Origin of the sequence: Roseibium sp. FZY0029, assembly GCF_036350355.1 — a bacterium.
Taxonomy (GTDB): domain Bacteria; phylum Pseudomonadota; class Alphaproteobacteria; order Rhizobiales; family Stappiaceae; genus Roseibium.
The window spans coordinates 198,060-224,977 of record NZ_JAZDVZ010000007.1 but is presented as its reverse complement, the minus strand read 5'-3'; the positions used below and the strand labels follow the sequence as shown (position 1 = coordinate 224,977).

The 26,918-nt window shown below is 60.5% G+C and carries 26 protein-coding genes; 7 read left to right on the top strand and 19 right to left on the bottom strand.

What is annotated here, in order from left to right; translation table 11 throughout:
* Nucleotides 1–19: 19 nt before the first annotated feature.
* A complete protein-coding gene (locus V1T76_RS20630) occupies nt 20–1,660 on the bottom strand; it encodes an acyl-CoA synthetase (RefSeq protein WP_442970153.1) in 1,641 nt (546 codons plus the stop codon).
* 196 nt (nt 1,661–1,856) lie between these two features.
* Complete coding sequence (locus V1T76_RS20625; protein WP_330562564.1) at nt 1,857–2,621, bottom strand: sulfite exporter TauE/SafE family protein; 765 nt, start codon at nt 2,619–2,621, stop codon at nt 1,857–1,859.
* A gap of 185 nt (nt 2,622–2,806) precedes the next feature.
* Here V1T76_RS20625 and V1T76_RS20620 point away from each other — a divergent pair, with 185 nt between their 5' ends.
* Together V1T76_RS20620 and V1T76_RS20615 are read left to right on the top strand one after the other, a co-directional pair.
* Nucleotides 2,807–4,714 (top strand): propionyl-CoA synthetase, encoded by a 1,908-nt coding sequence (locus V1T76_RS20620; RefSeq protein ID WP_330562562.1) that lies wholly within the window; start codon nt 2,807–2,809, stop codon nt 4,712–4,714.
* A 134-nt stretch (nt 4,715–4,848) separates the two neighbouring features.
* A complete protein-coding gene (locus V1T76_RS20615; protein ID WP_330562561.1) occupies nt 4,849–5,640 on the top strand; it encodes an SDR family NAD(P)-dependent oxidoreductase in 792 nt (263 codons plus the stop codon).
* A 63-nt stretch (nt 5,641–5,703) separates the two neighbouring features.
* On the opposite strand, the gene V1T76_RS20610 is transcribed toward V1T76_RS20615, so the two are convergent.
* A complete protein-coding gene (locus tag V1T76_RS20610) occupies nt 5,704–7,512 on the bottom strand; it encodes an ABC transporter transmembrane domain-containing protein (protein WP_330562560.1) in 1,809 nt (602 codons plus the stop codon).
* Nucleotides 7,513–7,832: 320 nt separating this feature from the next.
* Between V1T76_RS20610 and rpmE the strand changes: the two genes are divergently transcribed.
* The gene (rpmE, locus tag V1T76_RS20605) at nt 7,833–8,057 is read left to right on the top strand and encodes a 50S ribosomal protein L31 (RefSeq protein ID WP_006932159.1); all 225 of its coding nucleotides are present in this window, start codon (nt 7,833–7,835) and stop codon (nt 8,055–8,057) included.
* Nucleotides 8,058–8,395: 338 nt separating this feature from the next.
* On the opposite strand, the gene rcdA is transcribed toward rpmE, so the two are convergent.
* Together rcdA and V1T76_RS20595 are read right to left on the bottom strand one after the other, a co-directional pair.
* On the bottom strand, nt 8,396–8,935 hold the full coding sequence (gene rcdA, locus V1T76_RS20600; RefSeq protein ID WP_006932155.1) for a protease adaptor protein RcdA: 540 nt from the start codon (nt 8,933–8,935) through the stop codon (nt 8,396–8,398).
* Between the two features lie 413 nt (nt 8,936–9,348).
* Nucleotides 9,349–9,546, bottom strand: coding sequence for a DUF1192 domain-containing protein (locus V1T76_RS20595; protein WP_330562559.1), 198 nt, complete (start codon nt 9,544–9,546; stop codon nt 9,349–9,351).
* Between the two features lie 183 nt (nt 9,547–9,729).
* Between V1T76_RS20595 and V1T76_RS20590 the strand changes: the two genes are divergently transcribed.
* The 4 genes from V1T76_RS20590 (at nt 9,730) to V1T76_RS20575 (ending at nt 14,764) form a co-directional block, all read left to right on the top strand.
* The gene (locus V1T76_RS20590) at nt 9,730–10,734 is read left to right on the top strand and encodes an NAD(P)H-quinone oxidoreductase (protein WP_330562557.1); all 1,005 of its coding nucleotides are present in this window, start codon (nt 9,730–9,732) and stop codon (nt 10,732–10,734) included.
* Nucleotides 10,735–10,889: 155 nt separating this feature from the next.
* Complete coding sequence (locus V1T76_RS20585) at nt 10,890–11,630, top strand: DUF1013 domain-containing protein (protein WP_330562555.1); 741 nt, start codon at nt 10,890–10,892, stop codon at nt 11,628–11,630.
* Between the two features lie 208 nt (nt 11,631–11,838).
* Nucleotides 11,839–12,795 carry a TAXI family TRAP transporter solute-binding subunit gene (locus tag V1T76_RS20580; RefSeq protein ID WP_330562553.1) on the top strand — a complete coding sequence of 319 codons (957 nt, stop codon included), beginning with the start codon at nt 11,839–11,841 and terminating at the stop codon, nt 12,793–12,795.
* Between the two features lie 175 nt (nt 12,796–12,970).
* Nucleotides 12,971–14,764 (top strand): TRAP transporter permease, encoded by a 1,794-nt coding sequence (locus tag V1T76_RS20575; RefSeq protein WP_330562551.1) that lies wholly within the window; start codon nt 12,971–12,973, stop codon nt 14,762–14,764.
* Between the two features lie 9 nt (nt 14,765–14,773).
* Here the strand turns inward: V1T76_RS20575 and V1T76_RS20570 are convergent, their stop codons facing one another.
* The 14 genes from V1T76_RS20570 to gap form a co-directional block, all read right to left on the bottom strand.
* Nucleotides 14,774–15,022: a DUF1272 domain-containing protein gene (locus V1T76_RS20570; RefSeq protein ID WP_330562550.1), complete on the bottom strand. Its 249-nt coding sequence runs from the start codon at nt 15,020–15,022 to the stop codon at nt 14,774–14,776.
* 72 nt (nt 15,023–15,094) lie between these two features.
* Nucleotides 15,095–15,784: a M50 family metallopeptidase gene (locus tag V1T76_RS20565; protein WP_330562549.1), complete on the bottom strand. Its 690-nt coding sequence runs from the start codon at nt 15,782–15,784 to the stop codon at nt 15,095–15,097.
* Nucleotides 15,785–15,886: 102 nt separating this feature from the next.
* Nucleotides 15,887–16,927 (bottom strand): peptidoglycan -binding protein, encoded by a 1,041-nt coding sequence (locus V1T76_RS20560; protein ID WP_330562547.1) that lies wholly within the window; start codon nt 16,925–16,927, stop codon nt 15,887–15,889.
* A 3-nt stretch (nt 16,928–16,930) separates the two neighbouring features.
* Nucleotides 16,931–17,920, bottom strand: a complete 990-nt coding sequence (locus V1T76_RS20555) for a flagellar motor protein MotA (protein WP_330562546.1) — start codon at nt 17,918–17,920, stop codon at nt 16,931–16,933.
* A 210-nt stretch (nt 17,921–18,130) separates the two neighbouring features.
* Nucleotides 18,131–18,937, bottom strand: a complete 807-nt coding sequence (locus tag V1T76_RS20550) for an inositol monophosphatase family protein (protein ID WP_330562544.1) — start codon at nt 18,935–18,937, stop codon at nt 18,131–18,133.
* A gap of 73 nt (nt 18,938–19,010) precedes the next feature.
* Nucleotides 19,011–19,574 carry an elongation factor P gene (efp, locus tag V1T76_RS20545; RefSeq protein WP_006932138.1) on the bottom strand — a complete coding sequence of 188 codons (564 nt, stop codon included), beginning with the start codon at nt 19,572–19,574 and terminating at the stop codon, nt 19,011–19,013.
* A 246-nt stretch (nt 19,575–19,820) separates the two neighbouring features.
* Nucleotides 19,821–20,981 (bottom strand): tetratricopeptide repeat protein, encoded by a 1,161-nt coding sequence (locus V1T76_RS20540; RefSeq protein WP_330562543.1) that lies wholly within the window; start codon nt 20,979–20,981, stop codon nt 19,821–19,823.
* Nucleotides 20,982–20,995: 14 nt separating this feature from the next.
* Nucleotides 20,996–21,637, bottom strand: coding sequence for a thiamine phosphate synthase (locus tag V1T76_RS20535; RefSeq protein ID WP_330562541.1), 642 nt, complete (start codon nt 21,635–21,637; stop codon nt 20,996–20,998).
* A 116-nt stretch (nt 21,638–21,753) separates the two neighbouring features.
* On the bottom strand, nt 21,754–22,821 hold the full coding sequence (fba, locus tag V1T76_RS20530; RefSeq protein WP_330562540.1) for a class II fructose-bisphosphate aldolase: 1,068 nt from the start codon (nt 22,819–22,821) through the stop codon (nt 21,754–21,756).
* Nucleotides 22,822–23,327: 506 nt separating this feature from the next.
* Nucleotides 23,328–24,521 carry a phosphoglycerate kinase gene (locus tag V1T76_RS20525; RefSeq protein ID WP_330562538.1) on the bottom strand — a complete coding sequence of 398 codons (1,194 nt, stop codon included), beginning with the start codon at nt 24,519–24,521 and terminating at the stop codon, nt 23,328–23,330.
* A 28-nt stretch (nt 24,522–24,549) separates the two neighbouring features.
* Nucleotides 24,550–25,173, bottom strand: coding sequence for a LysE family transporter (locus tag V1T76_RS20520; RefSeq protein ID WP_330562536.1), 624 nt, complete (start codon nt 25,171–25,173; stop codon nt 24,550–24,552).
* Between the two features lie 40 nt (nt 25,174–25,213).
* On the bottom strand, nt 25,214–25,387 hold the full coding sequence (locus tag V1T76_RS20515) for a hypothetical protein (RefSeq protein ID WP_330562535.1): 174 nt from the start codon (nt 25,385–25,387) through the stop codon (nt 25,214–25,216).
* A gap of 34 nt (nt 25,388–25,421) precedes the next feature.
* Nucleotides 25,422–25,610 (bottom strand): hypothetical protein, encoded by a 189-nt coding sequence (locus V1T76_RS20510; protein ID WP_330562534.1) that lies wholly within the window; start codon nt 25,608–25,610, stop codon nt 25,422–25,424.
* A gap of 165 nt (nt 25,611–25,775) precedes the next feature.
* Nucleotides 25,776–26,786, bottom strand: a complete 1,011-nt coding sequence (gap, locus tag V1T76_RS20505) for a type I glyceraldehyde-3-phosphate dehydrogenase (RefSeq protein ID WP_330562533.1) — start codon at nt 26,784–26,786, stop codon at nt 25,776–25,778.
* Nucleotides 26,787–26,918: the final 132 nt, after the last annotated feature.

The following is a 26,918-nucleotide window of genomic DNA, read 5'->3' as shown; positions in this document are numbered from 1 at the left end:
CGTTTTTGTTTTGTGCCTCTTAAAGCGCCTTTGCCTGTTCCCGCAGCGCGAATTTCTGGATCTTGCCGGTGGAAGTCTTGGGCAGTTCACAGAAGACGAGAGTTTTTGGTGCCTTGAAGCCGGCAAGGTGCTGCCTGCAGAAGGCGATCAGATCGGCTTCGCTTACCGTTGAGCCGTCCTTGAGTTCAACGAAGGCGCAAGGGGTTTCGCCCCATTTTTCATCCGGTTTGGCCACCACAGCTGCCGCCTGCACGTCGGCGTGCTTGTAGAGCACTTCTTCCACTTCAATGGACGAGATGTTTTCGCCGCCGGAAATGATGATGTCCTTCGAGCGATCCTTCAGCTGGATGTAGCCGTCGGGGTGCAGCACGCCGAGGTCTCCGGAATGGAACCAGCCACCCTTGAAGGCCTTTTCGGTGGCTTCCGGGTTTTTCAGGTAACCCTTCATGACGACATTGCCGCGGAACATGACTTCGCCAAGGCTCTCGCCATCGGCGGGCACCGGCTCCAGTGTTTCCGGGTCAAGCACCGTCAGGCCCTCCAGCGCGACATAGCGCACGCCTTGCCGCGCCTTCTTCTGCGCCTGCTCGTCCAGCGGCAGAGCGTTCCATTCAAGCTTCCAGTCATTGACGACCGCCGGGCCGTAGACTTCGGTGAGGCCATAAAGATGGGTGACGTTGAAGCCGGCGGTCTTCATGGCGGCCAGCACGCTTTCCGGTGGCGGGGCGGCGGCCGTGAAGAATTCCACTTCGCGGTCCAGATCGCGCTTGTGCTCGGGCGCGGCGTTGAGGAGCGTCGACATGATGATCGGCGCGCCACACAGATGGGTGACGCCTTCCTCGGCTATCAGTTCCCACATGGTTTGTGGCCGGACCCAGCGCAGGCACACATGGGTGCCAGCGACAAGCGACAGCGACCAGGGAAAGCACCAGCCGTTGCAGTGGAACATCGGCAAGGTCCACAGATAGACCGGATGCTTGGCCATGGAGGCGGTAATCACATTCGCCTGGGCCAGCAGATAGGCGCCGCGGTGATGGTAGACCACGCCCTTGGGATTGCCCGTTGTGCCGGAGGTGTAGTTGAGCGCGATCGCATCCCACTCGTCATCCGGAAGCGACCAGGCGAACTCCGGATCGCCTGACTGCAGAAACGCCTCGTAATCAAGACTGCCGAGCCGTTCGCCGTCCTGCGGGAACTGCGTGTCGGAAAAGTCGATCACGGTGGGGGTCACCGTCGCCATCGACAGGGCTTCCTTGACGACCGGCGCATATTCGCGGTCGGTGATCAGCACCTTGCAATCGGCATGATCGAGCTGGAAGGCGATGATCGCAGCGTCAAGACGGGTGTTCATGGAATGCAGCACGGCGCCTGCCATCGGCACCCCGTAATGAGCTTCCAGCATTGGCGGTACGTTGGACAGCATGACGCTGACCGTGTCGTTCTTGCCGATGCCAAGCCGCGTCAGCGCGGAGCCGAGCTGACGCGCTCGCCGATAAAACGTCCGGTAATCGGTTCGCTGACGGCCATGCACGATCGCAATCGTGTCGGGAAAGACATCTGCCGCCCGCGCCAGAAAACTCAGCGGGCTGAGCGGCGCATAATTCGCGGTGTTCTTGTCGAGACCCTGGGTGAAGGGGTTGACGCTGGCATCCATGACCATCCTCCCTGAAGCATCCTGCCGGCACATGGAGCGCGGGATGCCGAAAATGTCCTGCGACCGGTCAGCCGCTCCTTTGCCGTGTGGGCGAGGGTCGGTGACCGGTTGAATTTGGCCGTATCAAAACCGGAAACGGTTTGCCGTGCAATTGATCATTGGCGGGAGTATCCCCTTTGACGATCCGCCGCGACCGCCTGGGTCAGGCAAGCAGGCCCATCAATCCGTCGTACGTCAGCTTGGCGCCAATCACGCCCATGAAGGTATAGATGATGGCGTAGAACATTTCCGCCTTGACGACGCGCACCAGCCAGACCCCGACAAGGGTCGCCACGAGCGCCACGGGAAACAGCATGACGGAGGTCGACAGGTTGGTGGCGTCGAATTGTCCCAGCAGGAAATAGGGCACCAGCTTGATCGCGTTCACGGTGGCGAAAAAGATAACCGCCGTTCCGGCGAACATCAGCGGCGCCATGCGCAGGGGCAGCATGTACATCTGAAAAGGCGGGCCGCCGGTGTGGCTGATGAAGCTGGTGAAACCGGCAATCGCCCCCCAGAAAGTGCCCTTCGCCCGGTTGTGGCCGCTGGCGGTGGTGACCTTGCGCTGCTTGAAGAGGTAGTCGGCGACAAAGGCCAGCGACATGATCCCGATCAGGAAGATCACGAAAGCGTCGTTCACATAAGCGGCAGTGGCCCAGCCGATGCCGATGCCGATCACGGCGGCGGGGATTAGAATGCTGAGGCTTTTCCAGTCCGCACGGCCGCGATAGGCGATCAGCGCGACGATGTCCATCACGATCAGGATCGGCAACATGATGCCGGCTGCCTGCAGCGGCGAAATGACCAGCGCCATGATCGGCACGCCGAGCATGGCAAACGTGCCGCCGAAGCCGCCCTTGGACAGGCCGACCAGAAAGACCGAAGGAATGGCGGCCGCATAGAACCAGGGATCTGAAATTGGAATCATGTGCTGAGAAACGCGAGGAATAGAACGGACTGGACCGGCAGACAATCATGCCAGAGTGCTTACGTAAAGTCCCGAAGGCCGAATTGCCTATAAGCGGAGGCTTGCAATTCCAGGTTCCCTTACAGCACTCTAGGCCGCAAAAGCCGGAGCTGCGTTTCCGGGCCTTTGTTTGGGAGGACATTGTCATGGCAAGCCGGTATCACGAGGTCTATCAGAGCTGGAAACACGACCCGCTCGGGTTCTGGAAGACAGCCGCTGAGGAAATAGACTGGGTTTCGACGGGGGAAAAGGTGTTCGATCCGGATCAGGGGCAATACGGCCGCTGGTATCCGGACTGGGAGTGCAACACCTGCTACAACTGCCTGGACCGTCATGTAGAACACGGTCGTCCCGGCCAGCCGGCGCTCATCTATGACAGCCCGATTACCGGTCGGACGGCGAGCTACACCTATTCGGAGCTGCTTGAGGAAGTGGAGGCCATGGCCTGCGTGCTGGCCGACCATGGGCTCGTCAAGGGCGACCGGGCCATCATCTATATGCCGATGATCCCGCAGGCGGTGATGGCGATGCTGGCTTGCGCGCGTCTTGGTGTCATCCATTCCGTCGTCTTCGGCGGATTTGCCGCCAACGAGCTTGCAACGCGAATCGACGATGCGACCCCGAAATCGATCATCGCGGCCTCCTGCGGCCTCGAGCCGGGCCGGGTCATTGCTTACAAACCGCTGATCGACCAGGCCATCGATATAGCCAGACACAAGCCGGACAGCTGCCTCGTTTTTCAGCGTGAGGAACTGGCAGCCGATCTGAAGCCGGGCAGGGACCACGATCTTGGCGCCCTTCAGGCCGAGGCTGTCGTTGCCGGGCGCAGGATTGCGCCGGTGCCGGTCAAGGCAACCGACCCGCTCTATATCCTCTACACCTCCGGCACGACCGGCCAGCCCAAGGGTGTCGTTCGTGACAACGGCGGCCATATGGTGGCTCTGAAGTGGTCGATGAAGTACCTTTACGACATCCAGCCGGGCGAAGTGTTCTGGGCGGCCTCTGACGTGGGCTGGGTCGTTGGCCATTCCTACATCTGTTATGCGCCGCTGCTGCACGGCTGCACCACCGTCGTATTTGAAGGCAAGCCGGTGGGGACGCCGGACGCTGGCACGTTCTGGCGCGTCATTTCCGACCACAACGTCGTGTCGCTGTTTACAGCACCAACCGCTTTCAGGGCGATTCGCAAGGAAGATCCGGCCGGCGCCTTCATTCAGCAATATGATCTGTCGCAGTTCCGCTCTCTGTTTCTTGCGGGTGAGCGGGCGGACCCGGAAACCGTCAACTGGGCCATCGATCAGTTGCAGGTGCCGGTGATCGACCACTGGTGGCAGACGGAAACAGGCTGGTGCATCGTCGGCAATCCGGTGGGTCTCGGTCTGTTGCCGGTCAAGCCAGGGTCGCCGACCGTGCCGATGCCCGGTTACGATGTCCAGGTGCTTGACGATGCCGGCCATCCGCTGGGGGCGAACACGCTCGGCAACATCGTGGTGCAATTGCCGTTGCCTCCCGGCTCGTTCCCGACACTCTGGAACGCGGACAAGCGGTTCTTCGACGCCTACCTCGCCGAGTTTCCCGGTTACTACAAGACCGCGGACGCGGGCGTTATCGATGATGACGGCTATCTGTCGATCATGGCGCGGACGGATGACATCATCAACGTTGCCGGCCACCGCCTGTCGACAGGCGGGATGGAAGAGGTGCTGGCAACTCATCCCGATGTTGCCGAATGCGCCGTCATCGGTATTGCCGACAAGCTGAAAGGCCAGCTTCCCTGCGGTTTCGTGGTGCTCAAGGCCGGTGTCGACCGGTCTCACGAGGAGATAGAGAAGGAACTCATCAAACTGGTGCGCGACAAGATCGGCCCGGTGGCGGCCTTCAAGATAGCAATCACCGTCGACCGGCTGCCGAAGACACGCTCCGGCAAGATCCTGCGCGGCACGATGCGCCAGATTGCCGATGGCGAAACCTGGAAAATGCCGGCGACGATCGATGACCCGGCCATTCTGGACGAGATCACCGAAGCGCTCAAAACGCATGGAATTTCCGTCTGAATTGGCCAGGTGACGTTGCTGGAGGGCAATAACAGCCATCGACATAGCCGTTTTTGGCACTTAAGGTCGGGCCGCCGCGAAGCAGCCCGCTTTTTTGCGTGTCAGATTTAAACTCAAGCAGCCGTGAGGTTTCCGTGTCTTTGGAAAATAAGGTCGCCATCATCACCGGGGCAGCCCGGGGGATCGGATTTGCAGTCGCCAAGCGTTTTGTCGCCGATGGTGCGAAGGTCGTGATTGCCGATGTAGATGACGAAGCCGGTGAAGCTGCGGCAGAAGATCTTAAATCTCAGGGCGAGGCAATGTATATCCATTGCAACGTCGCCGAACGGCTGGATGTCCGCAATCTGGTTGCCGAAACGCTGAATGCCTATGGCGACATCGATGTGCTGGTCAACAACGCCGGCATCGTGGTCGGCGCGGATTTCCTCGACCTGGAAGAAGAAGATTTCGAGCGCGTTCTTTCGATCAACCTGAAAGGTGCTTTCCTCTGCTCGCAGGCCGTTGCCCGCCACATGGTGGAAAAGGTGCAGAACGGCGGCGAGCCGGGCTGTATCGTCAACATGTCGTCGGTCAACTCGGTGCTCGCGATCCCGAACCAGATCCCCTACTGCGTATCCAAGGGGGGCATGTCGCAGTTGACCAAGACGACGGCCCTGGCGCTCGCCCAGTACGGCATCCGCGTCAACGCCATCGGGCCGGGCTCGATCATGACCGAGATGCTGGCGTCGGTGAACAGCGATCCGGCAGCGAAGAACCGCATCCTGTCGCGGACGCCGATGCTGCGTGTCGGTGAGCCATCCGAAATCGCCAGCGTCGCGGCCTTCCTGGCCTCCAGCGATGCCAGCTACGTCACCGGCCAGACGATCTTTGCCGATGGCGGCCGGATGCCGCTTAACTACACCGTCGCCGTTCCCGACGACGCATAATCGTTACAGGCTTTTCTTGCTAAGAAAGGGCGGCGATCGTGCCGCCCTTTTGCGTTTAAGGCTCTATGCCGTTTCGGCTTCTTGCTCGGCACCAAACTGCAACCGGGCGAGTTTGGCATAAAGGCCACCGGCGGCTGTCAGTTCGCCATGCGTTCCCGTTTCGACGATCCGGCCGTTTTCCATCACCACGATCCTGTCGGCCTTGAGCACGGTTGCCAGCCGGTGAGCAATCACAAGCGTGGTCCGGTTCTCCATCAGCCGGTCGAGGGCTTGCTGGACGAGGTTTTCGCTTTCCGCGTCCAAAGCGCTGGTGGCCTCATCAAGCAGCAGCACAGGAGCGTGTTTCAAGACGGCGCGGGCGATGGCAATGCGCTGGCGCTGGCCACCTGACAGGGTAATGCCGCGCTCGCCGACGATCGTGTCATATCCATCCGACATCTTTTCGATGAAGGGGGCTGCGAGGGCGGCTTCCGCTGCCGCGATCACTTCGTCGCGGCTGGCCTCCGGCCGGCCGTAAGCGATGTTTTCGGCAATGCTGGCCCCGAAGATCGCCGTGTCCTGAGGCACCAGTGCGATATGGCGGCGCAGGTCTTCCGGGTCGAGGTCGGGCAAGGCGGCGCCGTTGAGACGGATGACACCCGAGACCGGGTCGTAGAACCGCATCAACAGGCTGAACAGGGTCGACTTGCCTGCGCCGGACGGCCCGACAACTGCGACGGTCTCGCCCGGTGAGACGGTGAGGCTGAGGTCACGCACGACGGGCATCTTTTCCGCATTGCGATAGGCAAAGGATACGTCCTCAAAGACGATCTCGCCGCGGGGCGCTGCGGGCAGGCGGACGGGGTTTGCGGGCGCGGCAATTTCCGGCTGGATTTCCAGAAGCTCCGACAGGCGTTCGGCTGCCCCGGCTGCCTGTGAAAGTTCGCCCCAGACCTCGGAGAGGGCGGCCAGGGAGCCGGCGGCCAGAATGGAATAGAGCAGGAACTGGCTGAGTTCACCGCCGGTAATCCTGCCGGCAAAGACATCGCTGGCCCCGATCCACAGAACGGCGACAATGCTGGCCCCGATCACCATTATGGCAAAGCCGGTGAGCGCCGCGCGGGCGACGATTGCCTGCCGGGCAGCCTGGAAGGCTTCGTTGACGGCGTCGGAGTAGCGGCCTGCGCTGAGGCTTTCATGCGTGAAGGCCTGAAGCGTGCGGACCGATCCCAGCATCTCGCTGGCATAGGCCGAGGCTTCGGCCAGCGTATCCTGCGCGAAACGGGAACGTTTGCGCACCTGCCGGCCGAAGCCCAGGATTGGAATGAGAATGACCGGGATTGCCGCCAGCACGATGACGGACAGTCGCGGACTGGTGACCACCATCATCACGGCTGCGCCCAGGAACATGATCAGGTTGCGCATGGCGAGCGATGCGCTTGAGCCGAAGGCCGCCTTGATCTGGGTGGTGTCGGCCGTCAGCCGGGAGAGGATCTCACCTGACTTGGCGCTGTCGTAAAACACCGGGCTAAGCCGGGTCATATGGGCAAAGACGTCGGACCGCACATCGGCAACCACGCGTTCGCCAATCCACATCACCAGAAAATAGCGGACGGAACTGGCCGTTGCGAGCGCGCAGACCACGCCGATCAGCACGGCGAAATAGGAATTGACCAGGGCGGGATCATCCGCGCCGAAACCGAAGTCGATCATCCGGCGGACGGCCGCAGGCAGAATCAGCGTGATGACGGCTGCGGAAAACAGAGCGGCAACCGCTGCCGCGACCATGCCCTTGTGCCGGAAGAGATAGGGCAGCAGCCGGGTGAGCGGGCGAAGCGATCTGCGGGACTTTCCGGATGGGGACTGGGTTTCGTTGGCAGGGGCGTCGGCCACTGGGGTCTCCTTGTTGTTTCACCCCGTCTTAGCATGTTCCGCACGGTGGACAATGACTTTGGACAAAGCCGTTCGAGAGCTTTGAAAGAGCTTTGCCGAGCGAAAGCAGGGTAAGATCTCCAGGGGTGGAAAACCTTTGCTGGACATAGCGGGAAATTGCGGGATTTTGCCCCTTGTCTTGGCCTCCACCATGAGGTATATCCCCGCCTCATGTTTCTGAGGGCGGCGTCCGCAACCGGATCGGCGGCCCCTCATTTCGTTTTGCGTTTGCTTGGCGGCTTTCCCGGAAGGTTGTCACAGGGCGCTTGAAAGGACCGGCCATGAAAGCGGATATTCATCCCGACTACCACACCATCAAGGTCGTCATGACCGATGGCACCGAATACACCACCCGCTCCACCTATGGTGCGGAAGGCGACACCCTGACGCTCGACATCGATCCGACGTCCCACCCGGCATGGACCGGTGGCGACCGTCAGTTGATGGACCGTGGCGGCCGCGTGTCCCGCTTCAAGAACAAGTTCGCTGGCTTCCTGGGCTCCTAAGCCTCCGCCACGACAGCTTCAAACGAAAAACCCGGCCTCTGGCCGGGTTTTTTGTGTTTTGGTGACGGTCGGTCACAGGACGCGCAGCAGGCACTGCGTCTCCTCTTGCGAGCATCGCGAGACCATACGAGATTCGGGGCCTCCCCTTTTCCAGAGCGCCGGCCGGAGCCCTGCAGCGGCGAGTAGGCCGGGATCTGCGCTTCGCTGGTCCGGGTTGACGCCGTGGGGATATCGCGCAGCCGGATTGGCATCCGGGCAGGCTCGGGCCAAACATAACTGGCCGCAACAAAAAAGCCGCCTTGCGGCGGCTTTTCGAATTCGAAAGCGGCTGAGCGGTCTTAGCCGAACTTGCCGAATGCTGCGTGCAGCTTGTCGATCTGGGATGCGACCGGGTTGTCGTTGGTGGCTTCCTCGACCTGCTCGGCGTCCTTGCGGTACAGCATCTTGTCGAGGTGGACGACGCGTTCCTGCAAGCGGGAAGAGCGCTCGACCAGTTCGCGCAGTGTCTCCGGCAGATCATTCCAGGTCGGGCCGCCTGCGGCGGTGGACAGCTTGTCGAGGCGAACCTTGTTCTTCTCGCTGCCGGCCTGCTCGCGGGACATTTCGCCCTCGTTGACGGCGCGCTGCAACAGCAGCCAGGACGCGAGCTGCATGAGCCGGGTGGTCAGGCGCATGGATTCAGTCGCATAGGCCAGGGAGGCGGGGCGTGGAAGCTGCTTGGCTTCTTCACGGCCGTTGCCATCCAGATACATCGCGGTTTCCTCGACCAGCGACATGCCTTCCTGAAACAGGTTCTGGAAACTGTCGGAGCTGGCAAGATGATGCGCGATGTGAACTGCACTGCCTGTTTCACCGGCTTTTTTGATGTCGTCCGTCATAGGATTGCTAAGCCTCAATTACTCTTCCGGTTATCCTGGCATCTCTTCTGGTCTGTCCCGGGATATGACATCCCGTTTCAGATGTTCCTTTTTGAAACGATGCAGGTCTTCATGGCCTATATCCAGCAAAGCGCGTGCCAATCAGACAAGTAAACGGCCATTAACCAGAACATCGACAAGATACTATGAGGCAGCGGCAAAAAAAAGAGCCGCTTGGTTGCGGCTCTGAGTCTTTAACAGGGAGGCGTCAAACAGAGTGGACAGGAGCCACTCACATCCAGATGACTGGATACCTCTGTTTATAATTTGGAAAGATTAATAACAGGTAAACGAGTAAATTTTTACCTATCGGCTTTACTGTAACTGCACGCCGGAAAGGTGCAAAAACTCAATAATTGCGATAATTTACAGGATCACTTCTGGAAAATTGAGTTGGCGGCATCGCGAATAGTGCCGCGTTGCTCAAGCTCCTTCTGGGTACGGTTAATTTCGGCCCTCAGAGCTTCGATCCGTTCTTCCAGCTCTGCCTCGGAAAGACGCGACAGATCTTCCCCCACGGCAACAGTGCCGGGGGCTGATTTTTTGGGGACATCTTCATCAAACAGGCCCATCGGTTTCCTCCACTGCTGTGCCAGGCAAGAGGCTGTCTGCGTAGTCGGCCGTGTTTTCGAGCATGGCCGGGCGGGTTGCCTCTCCGGGCGGTTTTCCTGCAAATAGACTGACACTCAGTTTACCATATGTAAGGCACAGTTGGCCTAGCCAGTCCCAATATGAACCAAAAAGGAAACGTCCCCATGCAGAATCTGCCGGATCGTATGACCGCGGTTGCCATTTCAGAGCCGGGGGAACCGGACGTTCTGCGCGCTGAGGAGCGCTCCATTCCCGAATTGGGACAGGGCGAGATCCTGATCAAGGTGGCCGCCGCCGGCGTCAACCGGCCGGATGTCCTGCAGCGCAAGGGCGCTTATCCGCCGCCCAAGGGGGCATCCGACCTGCCGGGGCTCGAAGTCTCGGGTGAGGTTGTCGCTCTTGGCGAGGGCGCGACGCGTCACACGATCGGCGACAAGGTGATGGCGCTGACGCCCGGTGGTGGTTATGCCACCTACTGCAAGGCTCCCGAAGGCCATGCCCTGCCGGTTCCCAAGGGGCTCTCCATGGTCGAGGCCGCAGCCGTTCCCGAAACCTTCTTCACCGTCTGGACGAATGTCTTTGACCGCTGCGGCCTGAAGAGCGGCGAGCGTTTCCTGGTGCATGGCGGGACGTCAGGTATCGGCACGACGGCGATCCAGCTTGCCAAGGCTTTCGGTGCGGAAGTTTTCACCACCGTCGGGTCGGCTGAGAAGGTTGAAGCGGTGCGAAAGCTCGGTGCGGACCATGCCATCAACTATCGTGAGGAAGAGTTTGAAAAGGTGATCCTGGAGATCACCGGCGGCGAAGGCGTCAACGTCATCCTGGACATGGTCGGCGGAGACTATGTCGAGCGGAACTGGAAGGCGGCGGCCGTTGAAGGGCGTATCTGCCAGATCGCGACGCTGAACGGCGTTGCGGAGAACGTCAATTTCTCCCGCCTGATGGTCAAACGCCTGACCCACACCGGATCGACGCTGCGTCCGCGCAGCGATGCCTTCAAGACGGCTATTGCGGAAAGCCTCAAGGAGAAGGTTCTGCCTCTTCTCGAATCGGGAAAGGTCGCCCCGGTAATGGATTCCACCTTTCCTTTGGCCGAGGCTGCGGAGGCTCATCGGCGCATGGAAGGCTCTGGTCATATTGGTAAAATCGTCCTGACGGTAGATGTCTGATGCCGCAGGGATATCCTTGTCCGCACGATTGTTACGCGAGTATTTGCGTTTCAAAGTGTTTCGACATATATTCCGGCCACTTTCCAGGAAACTGATCAAGGAACACCGCTTTTTCGCCCTGCCAGGCGAGGGAGCAGACGAGAGGAATTTATCTGATGGCGAACACGCCGCTTATGCCGAAGGCAACCGCCGTCTGGCTCGTGGACAATACCGCGCTGAGTTTCACTCAGATCGCCTCCTTCTGCAAACTGCATCCGCTTGAAGTGAAGGCCATTGCCGATGGCGAAGCCGCGCAGGGGATCAAGGGCCTTGACCCGATCCTGACCGGCCAGCTTTCCCGCGAAGAAGTCGAGAAGGCTCAGCGCGACCCGAACTATCAGCTGAAGCTGCAGGGCTCGAAGGTGGTCGTGCCTGAGTCCAAGCGCAAGGGACCGCGTTACACGCCTGTGTCCCGCCGTCAGGACCGTCCGAATGCGATCCTGTGGCTGGTGCGCAACCATCCGGAATTGAAGGACGCACAGATCATGCGCCTTGTCGGCACCACCAAGCCGACGATTGCCGCCATCCGCGACCGGACTCACTGGAACTCTGCCAACCTGACGCCTTCCGATCCGGTCACCCTGGGTCTGTGCAGCCAGCTTGAGCTGGACATGGAAGTCGAAAAGGCGGCGAAGAACGCTCCGTTGCCGACGGCAGGCGAAGTGAACGAGACGCTGATGTCTGTCGAAGACAGCACCAGCGAAGACGCCATCGCGGCTGCTTTCTCGCTCGATCCGTCCAAGCCGATCCAGCGTGAGGAAGAAGAGGAAATCGACGCCGACGCCGTGTTCGCCAAACTGAACTCGCTAAAGAGCGAAGCTCAGGACGAAGACGAGGAAGACGACGAAAACCGCTGATCGCCTCTCGCTTTCAGCAGACTTTCAAACCGCCGGCTGGGCTCAGTCGGCGGTTTTTGTTTGACCATCGGCATGCAGGTTTCGCGCTTGCCCGTTCAGCGTGTGGCGGGGCCAAATTTTCGTTGTGAGGCGTACCCAGATCATATGAAAACGCGTTGCCACGCTGAGGTTCACACAATAGTCTTCCTGAAAAATTCGGGAGACGCTCATGACAAACACATTTTTGAAACTTGCCTTTGGTCTGACCCTTGCGCTTGGCACGTTCCAGGCCCACGCCGACACGCGGATCACTTATAAATCCGCCAAAACCGGTTCCTCCTACTACCAGATGGGCGTTCAGATCGCGGAAGCCATCAAGGCCGGCAGCAACGGCGACATGATCGTCACCGTGGAAGAAAGCCAGGGCTCCGTACAGAACGTGATGGAAGCCAAGGCCCGCGGTGGTGACTATGTGTTCACGACGCCGCCAGCGCTCGTTTCCCTCGCCCAGGGCGGCAAGGCCATGTTCGAGGGCAAGGGCGATCCGAAATTCGACGAAATTCGCGCTCTGTTCCCGATCCCTTCGCTGACCATGCATTTCGTAATGTCGGCTGACAGCGGTGTGACCGACTTTGCCGGGATGGAAGGCAAGACCATCCTGCTCGGCAAGGGGTCTTTCGGTGCGACGGAAGGCGAAAAATATCTGAAGATGTTCGGTCTTGAAGGCAAGGTGAACATCGCTGACGCCGAACTTTCCAACGCCGTCGCCGCGCTGAAGAACGGCCAGATCGACGGGTTCGTGACGGCCGGTTCCTGGCCTGCGCCGAATGTCATCGAGGCCGCTGCCTCCACGGACGTGACGGTGATTTCGCTCAGCGACGATCAGATTGCCGAAACCAAGCGCTCCAAGCTCGTTATTCCGGCAGGGACCTATGCCGGCCAGGCCGAGGACATCGTCACCACGTCTCTGCCGGTTGTCGCCTATTCGACCACCGCAATGGACGACGATACCGCCTATGCGCTGACCAAGACCTTCTGGGAAGAAAAAGCCAAGATGGGGGAAGAAGCCCCGTGGTGGAACGGTGTCGATCAGGCGCTGATGGCCAATATCACCGGCAAGATCCATCCCGGCGCTGCGCGCTACTATGAGGAAGCCGGCATCGAGTTGACCGACGCCCAGAAATAAGTTTCGAGAGTGAACGTGGGGCGCCATGGCAGGATCTGCCGGAAAGTGGCGCCCCTTGTTGTTCGCGTTGCAAAAGTCCGGCCCGGGGCAGGTGCCCCTCTGACAGTTTGAAACCGCGCAAGCGGCTCGCCATGCATCTGCCGAGCGGCTGCAGAAACAGATAGAATACCTGCCCATGATCAGTGGTGAAACCGCGACATCGCCTTTCCAGCGAATGGCCATGCTTCTTCTTGCAACGGCGCTTGTCGTATTTCATCTCGGGCTGGTCTTTTCAGGATTGGTGCCCAACCTCGTCAGCCGCCCGCTTCATCTTGCGCTGGCTCTGCCGTGGATCTTCATCTTTGCCAAAGGCGGCTTCGTCACGCGTGCCAGCGGGGCAATTCTGTGCCTTGCAGGCGTGGCCGTGTGCCTGTGGATCGCGGCAAACCAGTCCGCACTCTCCGATCAATACGGGTTTCTTGAAGGTGACTTTCAGTTCTGGTTGGCCGGCATCCTGCTGCTGGTCGTGCTTGAAGGCGCGCGCCGTGCAATCGGCTGGCCGCTGCCGGTGGTCGCCGCGCTGACACTGGCCTACGGCATGTTCGGTCAGCACATTCCGGGCGAATTCGGCCATTCCGGCACACCGCTTGCCAGCTTTCTCGGCACGCTGACGATTGCCGAAGGCGGTGTCTGGGGCAGCCTGACCGGTGTCTCGGTGGGCGTGGTCGCCATTTTCGTGATTTTCGGCGCGGTTCTGAACGCAGGGGAAGCCGGACAGGGGTTCATGAATGTCGCCGCAGCAGCAGCCGGACGGTTGAAGGGCGGGGCGGCCAAGGTGTCGGTTCTCTCCTCAGCACTGTTCGGCTCCATTTCCGGCTCGGCTTCCGCCAATGTGGCCTCTACGGGGGCCATCACCCTGCCGGCCATGACGCGGCTCGGCTACCCGAAGAAACTTGCGGCAGCCGTGGAGGCGGTCGCCTCTTCCGGCGGCCAGATCATGCCGCCTTTGATGGGGGCGGGGGCCTTCGTCATGGTGGAGCTGACACGGGTGCCCTACACCCAGATCATGGCCGCGGCGCTGCTGCCCGCAGTGCTTTATTTCTTCGCGGTCTGGGTGGGTATCAATGCCTATGCTAAGCGCTACGACCTAGCCGGAATCGACCGGGAAGACCAGCCGAAGGCGCGTCAGGTGATCATCACCTCCGCCTTCTTCCTGGTGCCGTTTACCGTGCTTCTGTGGGGCATGTTCGTTGCGCGCTACACACCGCAATATGCCGCCTGCATTGCCATTCTGACCGGGTTCGCGCTGCTGTTCTTCAACGCCCGTGGCACCTTTTCGGTCAAGGAAATTCTGCTCCGGCTGGAGAGCGCGGTTCTGAACTCCGCCCGCCAGGTGTCGGTCATCGCCTCGATCATCGTATGCGCCTCGATCATCGTCGGCGTGCTGGCGATCACGGGTCTCGGCGTCAAGATCACGTCGCTGATCCTGTCCGGATCCGGCGGCTATCTGTGGCCGTCTCTGTTCCTGACCGCGCTGGCCTGTCTGATCCTGGGCATGGAAGTGCCGACGACCGCTGCCTATGTGATCTGCGTTTCGGTTGCCGGACCAGCCTTGATGCAGCAGGGGCTGGAGCCCTTGCAGGCGCATCTGTTTGTCTTCTGGTTCGCGCTGCTGTCGACCATCACGCCGCCGGTCTGCGGCGCGGTCTTCATTGCCGCCGGCATGATCGGCGAAAACTGGCTGAAGGTCGCGCTGTCCGCCATGGCGCTGGGCATCGGTCTTTACATCATTCCGCTGGCCATGGTGGCCAACCCGGCAGTGCTGGATCTTGCCGCCCGTCCGCTGCCGGCGCTGGTAGCCGCAGTCAAGATCGGCCTTGGCCTGGGCCTTGTATCCTTCGGGGTCATCGGCTTCACGAAGCCTCTGCAGAAACTGGCCGCTGGCGGCGCGGGCCTTCTGGTGATCTTCGTCGGGGGCAACTTGCTCTAGAGCGAGGCTCTAGGCGTTCTGACCACAGCCTTCCGGTTTGAAGATCCGCTCTTTGGACGCAGGATGGCGTAAAAGGGCTGAGGCTGGCCGGATCGGGCGTTGCTGAAAATTACCGCCGCAGTTGGGGCAGGTGCCCTGCAGTACGTTTCGGGCGCAGTCCGCACAAAACGTGCATTCGAATGTACAGATGAAGGCATCTTCCGATTGCGGCGGAAGATCCTTGTTGCAGCATTCACAGTTGGGGCGCAGGTCCAGCATGGCGGTCTCCCGAAAGGATGGTCTGCCATAGGTCAGCCCTTGCTGCCCGTTAGGTCAAGTGGCAATCGCCTCCTAGCTTTTTGGCGCGCGCTTTCCGAAATCCACGTTGCTGCTTTTGCCAAGGCCATGCCTCAGACACAGGTAGATGATGGCAAGGCTTGCCAGCAGCCACAGCCCACCCCAGAAAATCGTGGAGCCGCCGAACTCTTCCGCCAGCATGTAGGCGTCTGAACGTGTGCCCGAACGGCGGATAGTGTCGTCGAAGATGTCGAAGGGCACATAGAGGATGCTGGTCAGTCCGATGACGCGCAGGATCAGGTCGTTGACCGTAACACTGAGATACCGTGCTGCCACCAGCATGGCGACGCCCGTGCCAATGCAGAAAGCGAGGGCGAAGAGATCTCGGATATAAAGCAGGGCAACCAGCAAGGTAAAAGCGCCGAGCAGCCCGAGCACAATGCGGTCCGCATCAGTCTTCAGCGCAATCATCAGCAGCGCCATGCCGATGGCAAGGGAGCCGAGATAGCCCGCGGTCAGTGTCAGGAAACGGCTGCCGCCACGCGTGATCGCATGACCGCCTTGCCAGGGCGAGAGCGAGATCTCTTCTACTGAACCGCCGGTCAGCAGCGCGGCCAGGGCATGGGACAGTTCATGCAGATAGACGATCAGGATTTTCAGCGGCACAACAAAGATCGTGTTCCAGAAGAGGAACATGACCGCCGTGATCAGAATGAGTTGCCAATGACCTTTGAGGATCTTCATGCGTTTGAAAAGTCCGTCTGAGGGCGAAAAAGTCAAGCAGCATGGCACGTGAGCCGGGGACGTCGTTGGTCCCGGCCGGGTATCGCTGAACAGAGGAGAGGCTCAGCGTTCCGTCAACTTCAGCTCGATCCGGCGGTTCTTCGCAAGTGCATCCGGGGTTTCGCCTTCTTCCAGCGGCTGGAATTCGCCGAAACCGGCAGCGACAAGCCGCTTGGGGTCGACGCCACGTTCGATCAGGTAGCGGACCACGGAAATGGCACGGGCGGCGGAAAGCTCCCAGTTGTTGCGCAGGCGTCCGGAGCCCGACAGCGGGCGTGCATCGGTATGGCCGTCGACGCGCAGGACCCAGTTGATCTCGTCGGGGATCTGGGCGCTGAGTTCCTGAATGGCGTCTGCGAGCTTGTCGAGTTCCTGTCGGCCTTCCGGATTGATGTCTTCCTGGCCGCTGTCGAACAGCACTTCGGACTGGAACACGAACCGGTCACCCACGACGGAGATGTCGGACCGTTGGGACAGGATCTCGCGCAGGCGGCCGAAGAAGTCCGAGCGGTAGCGCGACAGTTCCTGCACGCGTTGTACCAGCGCGGCGTTCAGCCTTTTGCCGAGGCTTGCAATCTTGGCCTGGCTGTCGGCTTCCTTTGCTTCCGAGGCTTCAAGGGCTGCGTTGGCGGCCGCAATCTGGCGGCGGAGTGCCGCGATCTGCTGATTGAGCAGCTCGACCTGAGCAAGGGCCTCCTGGCTGATCTGGCGCTCGTCATCGAGCAGGTTTTCAAGCTGCGAGGCGCGTCCGCCGGCGGCATCGGCCGCACCGGAACTGTTTTCCAGAAGGCCGAGCAGGCGTGTCTGTTCGGCCTGTGCGTCGGAGAGGCTGGCCTGCAGGCCGAGGATGGTGTCTTCCAGTTCCCCGGAATTGGCGCGCTCCAGAGCAAGAAGCTCCGTCAGTTCGCTGATCTGGGCATTCAGCCGGTTCAGCACCGTGTCGCGCCCCGAAAGCTGCTGCGACAGGAAGAACTGGGCGATCATGAAAATGGACAGCAGAAAGATGATGACGAGCAGCAGCGTCGCCATGGCGTCGACGAAGCCGGGCCAGTAGTCCGTCGACTGGGCCCTGCGGCGGGCACGCAATCCTGCCAGTCCGGCCATCGTCTACTCCTTCGCGCGGTCGAACGCCGCGGCGATGGAGGACAGGAGCCCTTCGATGCGCTTTTGCTGTTCGCCCTGGGCTTCGGCCCAGTCGCGCATCATCTGCTGTTCGGAGCGCACGTGTTTGACGAGGCCCTGGATGCCTTCGGCCAGATTGGCCATGGCCTGATTGGCATTCTTGCTGCCACCGTCCTCAACGCTTTTCTGCAAGGCGGAGATCGAGGCCTGTATCTGTTCGACACCCGGAGAATCGGGTGCGTTGAACAGGCTTTCTTCCGGATCGATGTCGGTGACCGTGGAGAGCCAGTCTTCCAGTTCGTTGTAGAACCGGTTCTGCGCCTGGCCGGCCTGCAGATCCAGGAAGCCCAGCACCAGCGAGCCCGTCAGACCGAACAGCGAGGACGAGAAGGCCGTGCCCATGCCCGAGAGCGGCGCTTCCAGGCCTGCTTTCAGGTCTTCGAAGATGACGTTGGCATCGCCCGAGCCGACGTCGAGCGACTGGATGGTCGCGCCGACAGAGCTGACAGTTTGGAGCAGGCCCCAGAACGTGCCGAGCAGGCCGAGGAACACTAGAAGGCCGGTGAGGTAGCGCGACATCTCGCGGCTTTCCTCAAGGCGCATGCCGATGGAATCGAGGATCGAGCGGGCGGTGGTTGGCGTCAGGGCCATGTCGCCGGACTTGTTGCCGAGCAGGGCCGCCATCGGCGCCAGCAGGACCGGCGAACGCGTGTCGAGGCCCGGGTCGCCGATCCGGAAACTGTTGACCCAGGAGATTTCCGGGAACAGGCGGATCACGCGGCCGAACAGCAGCAGCACACCGAACACGCCAACAAGCACGATCAGGCCATTCAGACCCGGGTTGCTCATGAAAGCCGTCGATATCTGCGGGAACAGGATGAAGGCGATGAAGGCAACGATCACCAGGAAGATGATCATGAAGGTCAGATAGGCCCGCGGACTGGACAGGCTGTAGGGGTCGAATTCACGGGCCATATTGCGTTATCAATCACCTGAATTGGACGTAACTGATTGATAGCGTGATTTTTAACGGCTTGGAAACCTCGAATTGCGGAAGAGGCCCGAATAAAGTCTGGAAAGCCAGAAATCGGACGGCTTATCCAAAGGGCACTGCCATTTTCAGGTGACCCATAGGGCCCGTCTCGAAAGACGGGCCGCCGCTCTTGGCGGAAAGTCCGGAAGCAATCAGCCCTGAGCCGGGGTTGCCGCCTTTTTCAGAAGCTGCAGCAGGTATTTGTGAGCGTCTTCGTTGCCGGCGACGACATCGCCGCTTTCCAGCATCTTGTTCTTGCCCTGAAGATCGCTGACGAAGCCACCGGCTTCGCGCACCATCAGGAGGCCTGCCGCGATGTCCCAGGTGTTGAGATTGCGTTCCCAGAAGCCATCAAGGCGGCCGGACGCGGTCCAGGCAAGATCAAGAGCGGCAGCACCGCAGCGGCGTACGCCTGCCACTTCCGGCATGATATAGCGCAGCTCGCGCAGGGTGCGGCCATGGTCACCCGACCCGATGAAGGGAAGGCCGGTGCCGAACACCATTTCATGCAATTCCGAGCGGCCTGCAACGCGCAGACGACGGTCGTTGAGGAAGGCTCCGCGGCCGCGCTCTGCAGTGTAGAGTTCGTCCATCACCGGGTTGTAGATGACACCGGCAACGATTTCGCCAGCCCGCTCCAGTGCGATGGAGGTGGCGAAGATCGGAATCCCGTGCAGGAAGTTGGTGGTGCCGTCGAGCGGGTCGACATGCCAGCGGTGCTGGCCGTCCGTCCCTTCGACTTCGCCACTTTCTTCCATTACCAGCCCGAAGGTCGGGCGGGCCTTGGTCAGCTCGGCACGTACGATGTCCTCGGCGCGGCGGTCTGCTGCCGAGACGAAGTCGCCGGGTCCCTTGCGGGATACCTGAAGGTTTTCAACTTCACCGAAATCGCGAACCAGAGAGCGTCCGGCTTTCGTTGCGGCTTGAACCATCACGTTGAGGAGAGCTGTGCGGGCCATTGTTCGTCACTTGTTGTTGGGCGCTGCCCGGCGAAATCCGGGCGCGCCAGTTTGAAGTCTTGCCAGTCGGAAATCAGTCCGCGCGGCGGACGTATTCCAGAGAACCGGTGTCGACGATGATCTTTTCGCCAGCCGTGATGAACGGCGGAACCATGACGCGCACACCGTTTTCCATCAGCGCGGGCTTGTAGGACGAAGACTGGGTCTGGCCCTTCACCACCGCGTCGGCTTCCCGGATTTCAAGGGTCACGAACTGCGGCAGGGTGATGCCGATCGGGCGTTCTTCGTGCAGTTCCACCGTCACCATCATGCCGTCCTGCAGGAAAGCGGCGCGGTCGCCGACGAAATCTGCCTGAAGTTCGAGCTGCTCGTAGGTTTCCGTATCCATGAAGATCAGCATGTCTTCCTGAGTGAACAGATACTGGAAGTCTTTCTGTTCCAGGCGGACGCGCTCGACCTTGTCTTCGGAGCGGAAACGCTCGTTGAGCTTGCGGCCGTCGAGCAGGTTTTTCATTTCAACCTGTGCGAAGGCGCCGCCTTTGCCTGGCTTGACGTGTTGGACTTTGACAACCGCCCAAAGCGTGTCCTGGTGCTGAAGCACGTTACCGGGCTTTATTTCGTTTCCGTTGATTTTCATGGAACGACCGACTGTTTGATTTGTTTGGATCTCAGGGTCTGGTGACCATTGGAAATCTGCCGCGTTCGATGGGGTTTCCACCCAAACCGCAACAAAACTCCGAAACTCAACAGAACCTGTAGCAGGGCGGTGACCGGCGGGACGCCGGTGCGCCTGAAATTTGCTCGCGCCTGTCCACCACAAAAGCTGGTGGAGTTCAAGGAAAAAAGGCAAACATCCTTACGATTCCGGGCGCCGACGCGCGGTTTACGGAGATTCCTTGGTAGGGTCCTGTGACGGAGCCATCAATGTGGCCGAATATTGTTCGGCAAGCTTGCGCGCTTCGTCCATCGTGGTTTCGTCCAGGCTCTCGATGATCCGGTCGAGCGAGAAATCCGAAACGCCGAGCGTACGGGCAATCAGGTGCCAGCCGGCCGCGGCAGCGAAATCCTGTTCCCGTCCACGGCCATAGGCATAGACCCGCGCCAGCCGGTTCATCGCCACCGGGTTGCCTGCGGTCGCGGCACGCTCGAACCAGTCCGCGGCTTCCGCCTCGTTCGGGTCGACGCCTTTGCCCTGGAACCTCAGGATGCCGTAATAGACCTGTGCGGAGGTGTGTCCGCGGCGGGCCGCGCGGCCCAGCCAGAAGGCGCCAAGCCCGGGATCGTTCAGGCCGGTCTGAGCTTCCAGATAGGAGAGGCCGAGCGCATATTGGGCCTCGGGATCGTTGAGCTTGGCCGCTTGTTCCAGAAGCTCGCGCGATTTCTTCTCATCGAAGGGACGGCCTTCACCTTCCTGGTAGAGCAGGGCCAGATTGTAGAGTGCGGAGGCGTTTCCGGCATCGGCTGCTTCTTCGAAAAGATCAGCCGCCTTCTTCTTGTCGACCTCGACGCCGGTGCCCAGCAGATAGAGCTGGGCCAACTGCATGGCGGAGCCGGCATCGCCCTTGGCGGCGGCCAGGCCGTACCAGTCGGCCGCCTTGGCCTTGTCCTGGTGAATGCCGAGCCCGGCTTCGTGCAGCACACCGAGCAGCGCCTGAGCCGCCCTGTCGCCGTTTTCGGCAAGCGGCGTCGCCAGGCCGAGCGCGGTCAGGAACCAGCCACGCTGGAAGGCGGCATAGGCGGTCTCGGCGGTCGCGACTTCCCCTTCTTCCAGTTTTGGGGGCCCTGCGTCGACTATGCTCAGAAGCGTCTTGTTCTGGGTCGTGACGTCGATCAGGACCGGTAAAGGCTTGCCGTCCGCACCCTTGGGCGTTTCCGCCTCCGGGGCAGTTGCACCATCTTCGGTCGTTTCGCTGGTGTCGGCCTTCTCCTGGGCCTGGGCCGGAGACAACGGCGCGGCGGAAAGCACTCCGGCTGTCAGCAGCCCTGCTGCCAGCAGAAATAGGGTGCGAAGTTTCCGGCGTAGGCTCGTTTCAGGTGTCGGCATGCATCCAGCTCGGGCTATTCGGCTTCGGGAAAGGGATGGGCGTCCAGAATACGGTTTGCTTCGGCGATAACAGTTGCAATGTCGCTGCCGGATTGCCAGACAGCATCCTTCACAGCGACGAAATCCGCTCCAGTCGCGGCAACGTCTGCCAGTGTCTCGAGCGTGTTGCCGGCAAGGGCGACACAGGGTGTTTCGAACAGTTCCGCCCACCATGACGCACTGGCCAGGGTCCTGTCATGGGCCTCCGCCTTCTCTGGCAGATCCAGCTTGCCGAACAGGATGTAATCGACCCCGGTTTCAGCCCATTCCATGGAATCATGTTTCAGCTTGGTGCCGCCGGTGCCGACGATACGGTCGGGCTTGAAGCTCTCCACCGCCAGTTTCAGGTCTTCCAGGGATGTATCGACATGCACGCCATCCGCCCCGCTGCGACCGGCTGCCTGCGTGTCGCGGTAGACGATTGCCGCCGCGCCGCCGTCCTGAATAATCGGCACAAGCTCGCTTGCGACGGCCTGCAGATCCTTGGTGCTGGCACTGGGCCGGTAGATCATCACGCAGGCGATGTCACCACCGGTGAAGGCCTGTTTGAGCTTGGCCGCCATGTCGGCGGTGTCAAATTCCGGCGGCGTCACGAGAAAAAGGCGGGGACGGTTCACTTGTGCGGTCCTGGTTAATGTCTGATCGGGATTTTGTCCCTAAAGACGGCGAAAGAGGGACGCAAGGCCCCTCTTTCAAGAAAGTGAAAGAATTTCTCTGCCGGTCCGGCCGAAAATCAGGCGATCTTCGGATCCAGTTCGCCAGTCTGGTAGCGTTTGGCCATATCGGCAAGCGTTATGATCTTCTTGATCTTGGACGCCTTGCCGGCGGTGTTGAAGGCTTCCAGGCGCTCGACGCACAGTTTCTGCATGGCATCGCGGGCCGGCTTCAGATATTTGCGCGGATCGAACTCGCCTGGGTTCTCGCTCAGGATCTTGCGGATCTGGCCGGTCATCGCCATGCGGTTGTCGGTGTCGATGTTGACCTTGCGCACGCCGTTCTTGATGCCGCGCTGGATTTCTTCCACCGGCACACCCCAGGTCTGCGGCATCTGGCCACCATACTGGTTGATGATGTCCTGCAGGTCCTGCGGCACGGAAGACGACCCGTGCATGACAAGATGGGTTTCCGGCAGACGGCGGTGAATTTCCTCGATCACATGCATGGCAAGGATTTCGCCGTCCGGCTTGCGGGTGAACTTGTAGGCGCCGTGGCTGGTGCCCATGGCGATGGCAAGTGCGTCGACCTTGGTCTCGCGCACGAATTTGACGGCTTCTTCCGGGTCGGTCAGCAACTGGTCGTGGCTGAGCTTGCCTTCCGCGCCGTGGCCGTCTTCCTTGTCGCCCATGCCGGTTTCCAGCGAGCCCAGAACGCCGAGTTCACCTTCGACGGAGATGCCGCCCAGATGGGACATGTCGGTCACGGTCTTGGTGACACCGACGTTGTAGTCCCAGTTTGCCGGGGTCTTGCCGTCCACTTCCAGGGAGCCGTCCATCATCACCGAGGTGAAGCCCGCCTGGATGGCGGTCATGCAGGTCTGCGGTGCATTGCCGTGGTCCAGATGCACGCAGACCGGTATGTGCGGATAGATTTCCACGACAGCGTCCATCATGTGCTTCAGCATCACGTCGTGGGCGTAGGACCTTGCGCCACGGGAAGCCTGGATGATGACCGGCGCGTCGGTCTGGTCCGCCGCTGCCATGATTGCCAGCGCCTGCTCCATGTTGTTGATATTGAATGCCGGAACGCCGTAGTCGTGTTCAGCAGCATGATCAAGAAGCTGGCGGAGGGTGATACGTGCCATCAAAAATCTCCCGAGGGTGCGGTTCCGATGAGCCAACAAGGCTAGCGAAAAATCACGACACCTGTTTTGCGGTGCGTCAAGTCCCGGTGGTTCTAGCAAGATTTCCGGCCATGGAAAGAGGGCCGGGGCCGCTTAAATCAATTAAAATACAATGACCTGCCGGAAATCGTTCCGGCAGATTTAATTCGTAGATCGAATTAATTTGAGGCGGTCGCAATGACCGACCAGCGAAATTTTAAACCGGCAAACCGATATTGGCAAACGTTTCCGCCGGATCCCTGACACTCGCCCGTATCTGGCCAAAGTCTGTTTCCTGAGGGACTGCGACAGCATTCATGCCGCGTTCTGCAGCCGGGTTGTCCAGATCGCTCGAGCAGACGAATCAGCCGGACCCGCTTTGCGCTCCTGTTCAGAAAGCTCCCGAGAAAAGGGCGACCGTCCGGTGAGCTTCCGGGTCAGGAGCGTGCTGAAACCGCGTTGCAGCGCGGTTCCAGCCTTTTCGCCCTTCAGGCTTCGAGTGCCTTTACGCCCGGCAGTTCCTTGCCTTCCAGCCATTCCAGAAAAGCGCCGCCGGCGGTGGAGACGTAGGAAAAATCGTCTGCCGCGTCCGCGTGGTTGAGCGCTGCGACGGTGTCGCCGCCACCGGCCACGGAGTTCAGCTTGCCTGCCTTGGTATTGGCAGCGGCATGCTTGGCGGCCGCAACGGTTGCGGTGTCGAAGGGCGCGATCTCGAACGCACCCAGCGGCCCGTTCCAGACGAGGGTCTTGGCTGCATCGATCTTGGTCTTCACCGTTTCGATGGACGCTGCGCCGACATCAAGGATCATGCCGTCCGACGGGATGGCATCGAGCGCTACGGTTTCGTTCTCCGCACCGGCCTTGAATTCCTTCGCGACAACGGCATCGGCCGGAAGAACGATTTCGCAACCGGCCTTTTCGGCTGCGATCATGATGCGTTTCGCGGTTTCGGCCAGATCATGTTCGCACAGGGACTTGCCGACATCGGTGCCCTTGGCAGCCAGAAAGGTGTTCGCCATGCCACCACCGATCACCAGCATGTCGACCTTTTCAACGAGGTTTTCCAAGAGATCGATCTTGGATGAAACCTTTGCACCGCCAACGACGGCAAGAACCGGACGGACCGGATTGCCGAGCGCGGAGCCGAGGGCTTCAAGTTCCGCCTGCATGGTGCGTCCTGCGTAGGCAGGCAGCAGCCGGGCAATACCTTCGGTGGAGCCGTGGGCACGGTGGGCTGCTGAAAAGGCGTCGTTGACGTAGACATCGCCATTGGCGGCGAGGGCCTTGGCGAAGTCCGGGTCGTTCTTTTCCTCACCCGCGTGGTAGCGGGTGTTTTCCAGAAGCAGCACGTCGCCGTCGACCATCACGTCGACCGCATCCTTTGCCGCCTGGCCGATGCAATCATCCGCGAAGACCACAGGCCTGCCGAGCAGGCTGGCAACAGCCGGCGCGACCGGGCCGAGCGACATGCTGGCAACCCGTTCGCCCTTCGGACGGCCAAAATGGGCGAGCAGGATAACCTTTGCCTTCTTGTCGGACAGTTCGCGGATGGTCGGAAGAACGCGTTCGATACGGGTGGTATCCGTCACCTTGCCGCCGTCCATCGGCACGTTGAGGTCGACACGGACCAGGACGCGCTTGCCGGCAATGTCGGTCAGATCGTCGAGAGTTTTGAAAGCCATTGGTTCACCTGTTGGGAAGTGCCTGTCGTCAGGGACGGGTGGAGTTTGTGGAAACGGCGATGCCGATGCCGAACAAGGTCAGCAGAATGCCGAAAGAGCGCTCCATCCAGAGCTTGGCGCGCATGAACTTGAGGCGCACGGCAGGCAGCGTGAAGAAGAAGGTTACCAGTACGAACCACAGGAATACGCCGCCGGCCATGATCACGCCGTAGCCGATCTGGGTCCAGAGCGGCGTTGCGGGCGATGTCACCTGAAGGAAAACCGACAGGGCGAACATGGTTGCCTTCGGATTGGTCACATTGGTGAAAAACCCCCAGCGGAGCGCGCGGAAGGGGGACATTCCGGACAGGGCGCCATCGGCCGGCATCTCCTTCGAGGCCGTGCGGTACATGGTAACACCCAGGAAAACGAGGTAGGCCGCGCCGATCAGCTTCAGCGCGTTGAAGAGCAGGATCGACTGGGAAACGATCAGGCCGATGCCCGCCAGTGCGTAGGTGACATGGACGCCGAGCGCCAGCGCAATGCCGAGCGCAGTCATGATGCCGGCGAGACGTCCGCCAATGAGGGCGTTGCGAAGGACGACGGCAAAGTCGGGACCGGGAACGATTGCGACCACGACGGTCAGCGAAATGACAGTGAGCAGTTCGAGCAAGCTGGGAACTCCGGAAAGGAAAAGAGGAGTCTCGGGAGAGCTATCGATCGGGCGGTGTTTGCAGGTTGGCCATCGTTTGGGACTTTTTGCCATCCACTTCCGGCTGCCAGCTCCCTTTGGTGTTTCTTGCCGAGCGTTCTTTCGACCGTTCGACGAAATAGAAGCCGACGCCGATCAGCACTACAAATCCGAACAAGAAGGCCAGAGTGGTCATGGTTCAGATCCTTCAATTGGTATCAGAAATGATGTCAGGAATTTCTGGCCGGAAAATCCGGCTTTCGCAAGATGTCGTTGCCGGTGGTGCCAAGGCCGGGCTCCGAGTCCCGATCTGAAGGGAACCTTTCATTGTCCTTCTTCATGTCGACCCAATAGAAGCCGAAACCCACCAGACAACCCACCGCGAACAACGACCCAAGAATGACCAGTAAGGCGGTCATGACGGCGCCTCCAGGATTGAACTGCACGTGTCTGCAGTTCCAGTCTACATGACCTTTGCCCTGGAGCTATGCCTGAAATGAAAAGCGTGTCGCGGTCTTGCCGGACCTGGCACCCGTGCCGACAAAAAAGACGCCGGATGAACCGGCGTCTTTTACGGGGAACAATCAGATGAGCTTTGCCATCGCCACGGCCGTGTCGGCCATGCGGTTGGAGAAGCCCCACTCGTTGTCGTACCAGGACAGGATACGCACGAAGGTGCCGTCCATGACCTTGGTCTGGTCGCAATGGAAGACCGAGGAGTGGCTGTCGTGGTTGAAGTCCATGGAAACCAGCTTGTCTTCGGTGTAGCCGAGCACGCCCTTCAGCTTGCCGTTGGCGGCTGCCTTGATGGCTTCGTTGATTTCCTCAACGGTGGTGTCGCGCTTTGCAATGAAGTTCAGGTCGACCACGGAAACATTCGGGGTCGGAACGCGGATCGCGACACCATCCATCTTGCCGGCCAGGTCCGGAAGCACCAAGCCAACGGCCTTTGCGGCGCCGGTCGAGGTCGGGATCATGGACATGGCCGCAGCGCGAGCGCGGTAGAGATCCTTGTGCATGGTGTCCAGGGTCGGCTGGTCACCGGTGTACGAATGGATCGTCGTCATGAAGCCCTTCTCGATGCCGATGGCTTCGTTCAGCACATAGGCGACCGGGGACAGGCAGTTGGTGGTGCAGGACGCGTTGGAAACGACCAGGTCGTCTGCGGTCAGGGCATCGTGGTTGACGCCGTAGACGATTGTCTTGTCGGCACCGTCGGCCGGAGCGGAAACCAGAACGCGCTTGGCGCCGGCTTCCAGATGCATGGACGCCTTTTCCTTGGCGGTAAAGATGCCGGTGCATTCCATGGCGATTTCAACGCCGAGTTCGCCCCAGGGCAGTTCTTTCGGGTCGCGGATCGCGGTTACCTTGATCGGCTTGCCACCACCGACGGAAATGGTGTCGCCGTCGACCTTGACCTCTGCCGGGAATCTGCCGTGCACGCTGTCGTAGCGCAGCAGATGCGCATTGGTCTCGACCGGGCCGAGATCGTTGATCGCAACGACTTCGATGTCGGTGCGGCCGGATTCGACAATGGCGCGCAGCACGTTGCGGCCGATACGCCCAAATCCATTGATTGCTACCTTGGTTACCATAATCCACTCCCGCAATCTTCGGTGCGCCTCTCAAGGGGCTAAACCGATTTAAAAACCACATAGTGTGGTCGCTTGATGAGCACGTTGTGCTCGAAGTCCCGGCACCATAGGAGGAAGTCTTGGTGCCGGGAA